Source organism: Streptomyces sp. NPDC050388, from assembly GCF_040655635.1.
GTDB lineage: Bacteria > Actinomycetota > Actinomycetes > Streptomycetales > Streptomycetaceae > Streptomyces.
In genome coordinates this window covers 1-10132 of sequence record NZ_JBFAKH010000143.1, presented here as the reverse complement: position 1 = coordinate 10132, position 10132 = coordinate 1, and the positions used below count along the sequence as shown (strand labels likewise).

Below are 10132 nucleotides of genomic sequence, written 5' to 3'. Positions count from 1 at the left end.
CCTCTTCCGCGTGGTTGGCCCCGGACGCCTGCCGGTAGGCCAGGTGGCCGCCCAGCATGCCGCCGAGCCCCACCGCCGTCAGCCCCAGGACGCCGCACACCCGGCCGGCCCCCGCACGCCCCCGAGCCGGCAGCCGGCCGGGGTGGCGTAGGCGTCCTGGTCGGTGTTCGAGGTGTTCAGCTCGTACGCGAAGCCGTCCCGCATCGTCTCCGCCACCCGCTTCCGGCAGCTGTTCCATGACGTTCTCGGCACGCCGGCCGGGTACCAGGCGGAAGGCGAGGCCGGCGGAGGCGACCGCCGGGACGACGCCGCGGGCCGGATCGTCGGGGTCGCCGCCGAGGAGAGCGACGGCTTCGGCGGCGGGCCGGGCCCAGATGCGTTCCAGGACGCTGCAGCCGCTCTCGCCCTGGCTCCCCGCCCGGCCGATCCGGTGGGGCGAGTTTCAGCTGCGCTGTGTGTACGGTGCCCTCATGCCCGCTCGGGCTTTGCCGGACTCGGCTGCGCGGGTGGCTGCGCTGGCAGCCAGGGCCAGCAGAGCGGCTATCGCCCCTGTGATGACGTTGTTGATGATGGTCTTCGTGGTGCTGACGTTACCTGCCACCACCCACGGTGCGATGATCGTCCAAAGACCCAGGGCACACGCGCCCCACGCCATACCGTGGGTGCGTTCGTAGGCCCGGCCGAACCCGCCGCTCATGAGCAGCGCGTAAGCGAGGCCGACGAGAAGGTTGTTGACGGCGAGCGTCGACAGGCCGTTGAAGCCCGTGATCCACGGGGAAGCCGCCAGGTAGATACCGGTGAGGAAGGCCAGTGTCCCCACGGCCTGCCCCTGTGGCGTGCTGGTCGCACGCTCGGCCATCTCATGGCGCTCACGCATGTCGATGATGTCCGGGTGCATCTCCATGGACGGCCGGGAAGCGGAAGTGGACATGGCTCTTGCCTCCTGTTCTCTCTGCCTGCAGGTAGCGAGTTGTTTACCCCTCACCATCGGCCCACTGGACTTCACGGGCCTTGCCCGGGCCGGGTAGCTACTTATGAGGTATTTACACGCTATTTCAAGGATTTTCTGGACGAAACGGGTGAGTTTCACCTACTGCTCAGGGCCCCGCATCCCGCCGGTGCCGGACGGGCGACGCAACTGGTCAGCCAGTGCGTGAAGGCCGAAGCCCCGGGCTCAGTCCATCTGACGACTGCGCGAAAACGGGTGGAGGTCCCACCCCGATGGACATCTCTCCAGGTAAATCTGCAGGTCAGGGAAGTTTCGGCGGAACCGAAGCTCCTTCACGCGCCGCGCGCCCGGAAACCGGGCGAACAGATGACGACATCCGAGAGACCACAGGTCAGGAGCCCTTCGCGGCTGGTTCGAGGATCGCCACGCACTCCACGTGGTGCGTCATCGGAAACATGCCACCCTGGACGCAGGCGGGAAAATAGCAGGTCAGAGACGCTTTTGGGACCCGAATGAGGGCCGCCGGGCACCCGGAGCGTCAAACGAGCGTCACGGCCCTACGTCGGTTCGGCACCGGCGATCTGGCGCGTCACGACTACCTACGCAGCATCTCCCCCGGGACGGAGCCTCACGTCGGTGGAGACGCGTCGGTGCGCACGAGAGGCCCGCCGTTGAAGGGACAGTGTGATCGAAATTCACTGACGAGGCCGCTCCGGGCCTGGAAGGCTTGTCCCGCCTGTTGCCCACCGCCCGGGACGGAGCAACCTACTTTGATCATCCTGGACACGAACATGCCGCTCAGGGCCGGGCGAGCCGTGAATTGCATACCTGACCTCGACCTTCGCATGCGATGATCGGCCTATCCGACCCAGAAGGGCTGTGGCAATGTCTCGGGGAGAACGCTCGCGTTGTCACCTCCTCCACATAGCCCTGATACGTCTCCACCCGGGGCACGATGTCGAGGTCTGGCGCGCATAAGGTCGGTGTGTGCGGCAAACGGCTGGGCCTGCCATGCGTGGTTAGCACGATCCGCGCCCCTTCCGCCTGACGCCATCCGCGCCCCTTGGAAGGTGCCGGGAGGCGGCCGGCCTGGTCAGGCCGGCCGCCTCCCGTGGGGATTCAGGAGACGCGCTTCATCACGCTCCAACCGCCGGTCCCGACGAGGTACTCGGACTGGAGCGTGTTGCCGAACCATCTGGGCAAGGAGCTGAACCAGTCCGGGATCGGTGGAAGCTCTATGCGTTGACTCCAGCTGCCGGTTGAGGGCTGGTGTTGAGCGTAGTGGTTGGTCTCGTGCTCGTGGGGTGGGATGTCGCCGATCGCTGTGTGGAGGTGCTGGTTGTCGAACCGGTCGCCCCTCCCCCAGCCTTCGGCCGGGGGTGCCCCCACCGCGGTGGCGAGTTCGCCACTGCTGCGGGACCCGCCACGAGGACGGAGCCCGCAGCCGGTTGTTCGCCGGACAGAGGTCAGCCGCTGACCGTGATGTTCGAGCTTCCGCTGCTCTGGTAACCCTCGGTGGCCATGATCATGTAGTACCTGAACTGGCCCATGTTCATGCCCGCGCGCGCCCAGGCGTCGAAGTGGTTGCCGGTGGTGATGGTGCCGGAGCCGCTGGTCACCTTCGACTGCCGGACGCTCCAGTACTGGTCGAAGGTGCGGGTGCCCTCGACGGAGGGGGCGTTGTACCGCGTCGTCTTGTAGATGTCGTACGTGCCGCCGTCGCTGTAGACGGTGCCCCTGTACTCGCCGGTGGGCCGGTAGCTGCCCCAGTTGTCGACGATGTAGTACTCCACCAGCGGGTTCGACGTCCAGCCGTAGAGGCAGCCGTAGCCGTTGCCCGACGGGTTGAAGTAGCCGGTGTAGCGGACCGTCCTGCGCCCGCCGGTGTTCCAGCCCTTGCCGGCGACGAAGTTGCCGCAGTTGGTCCACCGGGTGCTGTAACCGCCGCCGCCGTTGAGCGTCATGGAGACGGAGCCGCCGCCGTCGGTCCAGAACGAGTAGTACATGCCGTCGTAGCCGGTCTGGTTGGTGGTGATGGTGGTGGCGGCGTGGGCGGTGCCGGGCAGCAGCAGTCCGGACGCGGTGGCGAGCGCGACGGTGCCGGCGCCGCCGAGGAAGCCTCGTCGGCTCAAGCCGCTGAAGGGAGCGGGGTTCTGCTGGATCTGGTCCTGCTGCATGCGTCCTCCCGATGAAGGCTGGTGGGGGGCGGGCGGCTTCTGCTGCCCGCGGCCTTGCATGGAACACGGCGGGGGTCGCCCGTCGTCGTGCCGCAACGACCGACCGCCGTCCCCGGTCACACGACGCGAGGGGAACGACGGTCTCTTGTCGTTCGGTGGCCACAGTTTTCGTAGAACGCCATGACCCTGTCAATGCTTTCGACATTCTTTCGGAAATAATTCTTTCACTAGAGTAGGTATTGGCGATTACGTCTTCGCTGGTCAAGCCGCCTCTCACGCGAACCGTTGCGAGGGATGGAATGAGATGAGGAAGGAGCATAACGCAAGCACGTGAGCAACGTTCGAAACTTTCGAACGGGCGTGGACGCGACTGCACCGGCCTCACTGGGAACGACTGCGCGCGAACGGCCTGGCCTGGGTCACTGCGTACGACGCGGTGAAATCCGCGACCGTCGCCTACGTCGAGGTGCGGTGCCGCGCGCGGACCCTCGAATCCGTCAGCCTCGCCCTGACGGACGCCTCGGCTCCCTCGACCGCGGGACGGCGATCGGGATGAGCGAGCACACCACCCGTCGCCGGCTACAGCGGATGGCCCGGGACAGTGTCATCACCTTCCGCTGCGGCCTGACCCGCCCCCTCGCGGGGCTCTCGACGCGTGTTCCACCGCACGGTGGTCCCCCGCACCCGTCTCGCGGCACGGGCAACGCGCCGGCCCGGAGGGAGGAGGTCCGCCTCGCCGTGTCCGTCAGCGACTCCGACAACCTGCTCGTGATGGTCTGGCTCCGCGGCCCGCACGCCGTCGACCCCTTCGAAGCACAGCTCGCGGCACGCTTCCCGCATCTGAAGATCAGCGACGGCACCGCTTTCCTCCACTCCCGCACACGCATGGGCCGGCTCCCCGACACCACCGGCCGCGCCACCGGATACACCCCCTTCTCCCTGCCGCAGGTTCGACCTCGTTTCACCGCGTCCGGGCGGCATCCCACCAGCCTTCGCCGCACCGCCGCCGGTCTCCGCGATGGTCACTTCTGCGGTGGCCTGGTTGATGCCGAGGATGATGTCGAGCACGTTGCGGCGCGGCAATGGCCACGGCACGGGCGACACCGACGAGGTCGTCGACATCGCCCAGTCTCTCGGCGGCACAACAGGGAGCATCGACTTCGGCGTCCACCTCGCCGCGACCCTCCCGGTCCCTGGCGGCTGCCTCGCCCCGCCCACAGCAGCCCGTACCCGCTCCCGCTCCCAACGGCCGCCAGCCCCGTCGAAGGCCCGACCAGCCGAGTACAGGGCGGACTGAATCGAGGTATCGGCGTCCGGCAGACCAGCAGTACCCATCCACCTGATGCCCGATCAGGTCGAGCGTCAAATGAGCGTCGAGGCGATGCACTCCCGTCCATGCGGAATCGGGGCCTTGCATCCGTGATCCCACACACAAGCCTGGGAAACAGCAGATCAGCAGCACTGTCCGACACCTCGACACAGTCCACGTCACACGCCCACGGAAACAGGCCGAGGCCACCGCCCGAAGCTAGCAGGAACAGAAGAAACAGCAGCTCATAGGCCCTTTTCAGCAGGCTCCAGGATCGCCACGCACTCCACATGGTGCGTCATCGGGAACAGGTCGAACACGCGCAGCATCCGCACCCGGTACCCCCCGTCCCGGAAGTACGCCAGGTCGCGGGCCAGGGCGGCCGGGTCGCAGGCGACGTAGGCGATGCGGCGGGCGCCCAGGGAGGTCAGGTGCTCCACCGTCTTGCGGCCGGCGCCCGCGCGGGGCGGGTCGAGGACGACGAGGTCGACCTCGGTGATGCCGGTGCGGGGCAGGACGGAGTCGACCTTGCCCTGCTCGATGCGGACGCGGGGGAAGTCGGCGAGGTTGTGCCGGGCGTCCTCGACCGCGCGCTTGCCGGACTCGATGCCGAGGACCGCGCCCTGCTCGCCGACCCGGTCGGCCAGGGCGCCCGCGAACAGGCCGACGCCGCAGTACAGGTCGAGGGCCGTGTCGCCCTTGCGGGGCAGCAGGCCCTGCATGACCGCGGTGACCAGGGTGTCCGCCGACTTCGGGTGGACCTGCCAGAAGCCGCCGTTCGCGACCCGGTGGGTGCGGCCGTCGGCGCGTTCGCGGACGAAGGGGCGGCCGTGGACGCGGTGGACCTGGCCGTTGCGTTCGTCGATGCGCAGGACGGAGACGGGGCGGTCCAGTTCGACCAGGGGCAGGCGCGCGCCCGGCTTCGGGGTCAGGACGACCTGGCGGTCCTGCGAGCCCGTCGCGGCGATCGCCTCGACGGAGTCCATGCCCGTCCAGTCCCGCTTCTCGATGCCCAGCTCGCTGACGCCCTCCGCGGCGATCATGCAGTGGTCGATGGGCTCGACCTCGTGCGAACGGTGCCGCCGCAGTCCCGCGCGGCCGTCGGCGGTCACCGCGTACTGCACGCGCGTGCGCCACGCCGGGACCTGGCCGGCGGGGAGTTTGTCGCCCTCGGCGGGGACCACCGTGCCGTCCCAGCCGACCTCCTCTGGCGTGAGCCCGGCGAGCCGCCGCAGCTGCTCGGCGACGACCTCGCCCTTCAGCCGCCGCTGCGCTCCCGGCTTGGCGTGCTGCCAGTCGCAGCCGCCGCAGCGGCCGGGCCCGGCGTACGGGCAGGGGGCGTCGATCCGGTCCTTGGAGGCGTCGAGCACCGTCACCGCGTCCGCGCGCAGGAAGCGGGCACCTTCCTCGCCCTCGGTCACCCGCGCGACGACCCGCTCGCCGGGCAGCGCGTGCCGGACGAACAACACCTGTCCCTCGGACGTACGGGCGATGCAGTGACCACCGTGGGCGACGGGGCCGACCTCGACCTCGTACTCCTCCCCCACCAGCGATTTCCTCGGTTCTGCCTGCATGGCGGGGTGACTCCACAACATCGGGGGCGAAGGTGCGGGCGGTGGCCCGCGACAACAGCCGTCCAGTCTACGTGTGCGGGGAGGAGTCCTTCGACCGCTCCGCCGGACCGCGCCGCACCGAACCCGGCGCCGCCCAGTCCGCCCGCTTGCGGGCGCGCCGCCTGGCCGCCTCGGAGGACTCCAACTGGTACGGCACCGAGGTCACCATCACGCCCGGCGTGAACAGCAGCCGGCCCTTGAGCCGCAGCGCGCTCTGGTTGTGCAGCAGCTGCTCGTACCAGTGGCCGACCACGTACTCGGGGATGAACACGGACACCACGTCCCGCGGCGACTCCCTGCGCAGGTTCTTGACGTACTCGATGACCGGCCGTGTGACCTCGCGGTACGGGGAGTCCAGCACCTTCAGGGGCACATCGATGCCGCGCCGCTCCCACTCCTCGTGCAGGGCCCGGGTCTCCGCCGCGTCGACGTTGACGCTGAGCGCCTCGAGGCTGTCCGAGCGCATCAGCTTGGCGTAGGCGAGGGCGCGCAGGGTGGGGCGGTGGATCCTGGAGACCAGGACAACCGAGTGGACCCGGGACGGGCGCACCATGTCGTCGCTCGGCTCCTCCGGTGCGGCGACCTCCTCGGCGACGCGGTCGTAGTGCCGGCGGATCATCGTCATCATCACGTAGAAGACGCACATGCCGAGCAGCGCGACCCAGGCGCCGTGGGTGAACTTGGAGACGAGCACGACGACCAGGACCAGGCCGGTGAAGAAGGCGCCGAAGGCGTTGATGGCCCGGGAGCGGATCATGTGGCGGCGCTTGGCCTGTTCCCTCTCGGTGGCCAGCAGGCGGTTCCAGTGCCGGACCATGCCGATCTGGCTGAGGGTGAAGGACACGAAGACACCGACGATGTAGAGCTGGATCAGGCGGGTCGTGCTGGCCCCGTACACCCACACCAGCACGCTGGCGGCGCCGGCGAGCAGCAGGATGCCGTTGGAGAAGGCGAGCCGGTCGCCGCGGGTGTGCAGCTGACGCGGGAGGTAGCGGTCCTGGGCGAGGATCGAGCCGAGCAGCGGGAAGCCGTTGTAGGCGGTGTTCGCGGCGAGGAACAGCACCAGTGCCGTGGCGGCGGCCAGCAGGAGGAACAGCAGGCTGCCCTGGCCGAACACGGCTGCGGCCACCTGCGAGATCACCGGATGCTGTACGTAGCCCGGGCCCAGCGGTACGCCGTCGTGGAAGAGGTCCGTGGCCGGGTTCTCGGCCAGGCGCACCCGGGTCGTGCCGGCCAGGACGATGATGCCGCAGAACATGGTGACGGCGAGCAGTCCCATCATCGCGAGCGTGGTCGCCGCGTTCTTGGACTTGGGCTTGCGGAAGGCCGGGACGCCGTTGGAGATCGCCTCGACGCCGGTGAGCGCGGCGCAGCCGGAGGAGAAGGCGCGCAGCAGCAGGAAGAACAGGGCGAAGCCCGCCAGGCCGGGGTGTTCGGGTTTGATCTCGAAGTCCGCCGTCGGCGCCCGCATCTCGTCGCCGAGCACCACGCCGCGGAACGCGCCCCACGCGATCATGATGAAGACGCTCGTCACGAAGACGTACGTCGGGATGGCGAAGAGCGTGCCCGACTCCCGGACGCCGCGCAGGTTCATCAGCGTCAGCAGCACGATCACGGCGATGGCGCAGGCCACCTTGTGCTCGACCATGAACGGGATCGCCGAGCCCAGGTTCTCGACGCCGGCGGAGATCGACACGGCGACGGTGAGGACGTAGTCGACCAGCAGGGCGCTCGCGACGGTCCGGCCGGCCCTGGAACCGAGGTTGGTCGTCACCACTTCGTAGGCCCCGCCCCCGCTGGGGTAGGCGTGCACGTTCTGCCGGTAGGAGGCGACCACGGTGACCATCAGGGCGATGATCGCGAGCGCGATCCAGGGACTGAAGTGGTACGCCGACAGACCGGCGACGGAGAGGACCAGCAGGACCTCGCCGGGCGCGTACGCCACGGAGGACAGCGGGTCGGAGGCGAAGACGGGGAGTGCGACGCGCTTGGGCAGAAGCGTTTCGCCCAAGCGGTCGCTGCGCAACGCGCGCCCGATGAGAATGCGTTTGGGCACGTCGGTCAGTTTGGACACAACTGAGGATCGTATGCCTTCGAACAGGGGGACACATGTCCGCCGCTCGCATCCATACGGCTTCCGTACGGGTTCCGAACGGGACCCGTGTCGCGGGGCGCGGTACGGGCGGGCGCCTCTGCCCTCCGGGTGAAAACACGGGGTGGTGGCGCTGCGGGTTCCGCAGGAGGCGACGGTTGCATGCCTATATGACTGGGCCCCGTCCGCTGCCTCTCCGTGGAGGTTCCATGCACGCGTCCGCCGAACTGATCGGTGCCGTGGCCGCGCTCCTCGGCCTCGGGGTTCTGACGCTGGCGAGCGTGCGCAGCATCACCCGCCGCTGACCGCCCCGCCGTGCCGATACGTTGGACCCGGGTGCCCGGACGCGGCACCCGCACGCTGCGGCCGGAGCCCCGGAGGGCCTCGGAAGCGCGCCACCCCGGCATGATGTTGCCCGGCGGTCCGCACTCAGGCCGCCACGGGTTGCCCGGCGAGCCGAAAGAGAGACATGAGCACGATGGTCATGAAGATCGACGGGCCTGCAGGAAGCACGGTGTGAGGCGATGCATATTGTCATCATGGGTTGCGGAAGGGTGGGTTCCGCCCTGGCCCAGACCCTGGAGGAGGAAGGGCACACGGTCGCCGTGGTCGACCGGGACCCGACCTCCTTCCGCCGTCTGGGCTCCGCGTTCAACGGCCGCCGGATCACCGGGATCGGCTTCGACCAGGACACCCTGCGCGAGGCGGGCATCGAGGAGGCCGGCGCCTTCGCCGCCGTCTCCAGCGGGGACAACTCCAACATCATCGCCGCGCGGGTGGCCCGTGAGATGTTCGGCGTCGAGAACGTCGCCGCCCGCATCTACGACCCCCGCCGCGCGGAGGTCTACCAACGCCTGGGCATCCCCACGGTCGCGACGGTCCGCTGGACCGCCGACCAGATGCTGCGCCGTCTGCTCCCCTCGGGCGCGGAGCCGCTGTGGCGCGACCCCACCGGCGGGGTCCAGCTCGCCGAGGTGCACACCTCCCCGGCCTGGGTGGGGCACAAGATCAGCAAACTGCAGGACCAGACCGGCGTCCGCGTGGCCTTCCTCACCCGGCTCGGCGAGGCGATCCTGCCCAGCTCCCAGACGGTGTTGCAGGAGGGGGACCTGGTGCACGTGATGATGCGCACCGACGAGATCGACCGGGTCGAGGCGGCGTTCGCCAAGGGCCCCGAAGAGGAGGGCGGTCACTGATGAGGGTCGCCATCGCCGGAGCCGGCGCCGTCGGCCGCTCGATCGCGGGCGAGCTGCTGGAGAACGGCCACGAGGTCCTGCTCATCGACAAGGCGCCGACCGCCATCTCGGTCGAGCGCGTTCCGCAGGCCGAGTGGCTGCTCGCCGACGCCTGCGAGATCACGTCCCTGGACGAGGCGGCGATCCAGCGCTGCAACGTCGTCATCGCCGCGACCGGCGACGACAAGGTCAACCTGGTCGTGTCCCTGCTGGCCAAGACGGAGTACGGCGTCCCGCGCGTCGTCTCCCGGGTGAACAACCCCAAGAACGAGTGGCTGTTCAACGAGTCCTGGGGCGTGGACGTCGCCGTCTCCACCCCGCGCCTGATGTCGGCCCTGGTGGAGGAGGCGGTCAGCGTCGGCGACCTGGTCCGGCTGCTGCGCTTCAGCCACGGGGACGCCAACCTGGTCGAGCTGACCCTGCCCGAGGAGTCGGCGCTGGCGGGCACCCAGGTCGGCGCCGTCCAGTGGCCCCAGGACACCTCACTGGTCACGATCATCCGTGGCACGCGCGTTCTCACGCCGACCCGGGAGGACTCCCTGGAGGCGGGCGACGAGCTGCTCTTCGTGGCCGCCCAGTCCCGCGAGGAGCAACTGGAGGACCTGCTGTCGGTACGCCGGAACGACGCGCGCTAGCCGACGGCTGTACGTGAGTGGGGGCGCCCGGTGATCACCGGGCGATGCTGACGGAGGCCGAACGCGAGTCCCTGGACCCGCACGTGGTGCTCCGCGCCGTGGACCGCCGGCACCCGGGCAGC

The 10132-nt window shown here is 69.3% G+C and carries 8 protein-coding genes and 1 pseudogene; 4 read left to right on the top strand and 5 right to left on the bottom strand.

Annotated elements, in window-relative coordinates; all coding sequences use genetic code 11:
* Positions 1-78: 78 nt before the first annotated feature.
* From AB0I73_RS38445 to AB0I73_RS38435, 3 genes are all read right to left on the bottom strand, one after another.
* Positions 79-252 carry a hypothetical protein gene (locus AB0I73_RS38445; RefSeq protein WP_363045048.1) on the bottom strand — a complete coding sequence of 58 codons (174 nt, stop codon included), beginning with the start codon at positions 250-252 and terminating at the stop codon, positions 79-81.
* A 190-nt stretch (positions 253-442) separates the two neighbouring features.
* The gene (locus AB0I73_RS38440; protein ID WP_363045049.1) at positions 443-904 is read right to left on the bottom strand and encodes an SPW repeat protein; all 462 of its coding nucleotides are present in this window, start codon (positions 902-904) and stop codon (positions 443-445) included.
* A gap of 1511 nt (positions 905-2415) precedes the next feature.
* Complete coding sequence (locus AB0I73_RS38435) at positions 2416-3126, bottom strand: glycoside hydrolase family 11 protein (protein ID WP_363045047.1); 711 nt, start codon at positions 3124-3126, stop codon at positions 2416-2418.
* 1054 nt (positions 3127-4180) lie between these two features.
* Between AB0I73_RS38435 and AB0I73_RS38430 the strand changes: the two genes are divergently transcribed.
* On the top strand, positions 4181-4423 hold the full coding sequence (locus AB0I73_RS38430) for a hypothetical protein (protein WP_363045046.1): 243 nt from the start codon (positions 4181-4183) through the stop codon (positions 4421-4423).
* A 257-nt stretch (positions 4424-4680) separates the two neighbouring features.
* On the opposite strand, the gene AB0I73_RS38425 is transcribed toward AB0I73_RS38430, so the two are convergent.
* Together AB0I73_RS38425 and AB0I73_RS38420 are read right to left on the bottom strand one after the other, a co-directional pair.
* Positions 4681-6009, bottom strand: a complete 1329-nt coding sequence (locus tag AB0I73_RS38425) for a TRAM domain-containing protein (protein WP_363045045.1) — start codon at positions 6007-6009, stop codon at positions 4681-4683.
* A gap of 67 nt (positions 6010-6076) precedes the next feature.
* The gene (locus tag AB0I73_RS38420) at positions 6077-8122 is read right to left on the bottom strand and encodes an APC family permease (RefSeq protein ID WP_363045044.1); all 2046 of its coding nucleotides are present in this window, start codon (positions 8120-8122) and stop codon (positions 6077-6079) included.
* A 542-nt stretch (positions 8123-8664) separates the two neighbouring features.
* On the opposite strand from AB0I73_RS38420, the gene AB0I73_RS38415 reads away from it, so the two are divergent.
* The 3 genes and pseudogenes from AB0I73_RS38415 to AB0I73_RS38405 form a co-directional block, all read left to right on the top strand.
* Positions 8665-9336 carry a TrkA family potassium uptake protein gene (locus AB0I73_RS38415; RefSeq protein WP_363045043.1) on the top strand — a complete coding sequence of 224 codons (672 nt, stop codon included), beginning with the start codon at positions 8665-8667 and terminating at the stop codon, positions 9334-9336.
* Entirely contained in the window at positions 9336-10010 is a 675-nt protein-coding gene (locus AB0I73_RS38410; RefSeq protein ID WP_109380177.1) for a TrkA family potassium uptake protein, read from the top strand. Before AB0I73_RS38415 ends, AB0I73_RS38410 begins: the two co-directional genes overlap by 1 nt.
* 44 nt (positions 10011-10054) lie before the next feature.
* Positions 10055-10132, top strand: a pseudogene (locus AB0I73_RS38405) (HAD family hydrolase); the annotation flags it as partial.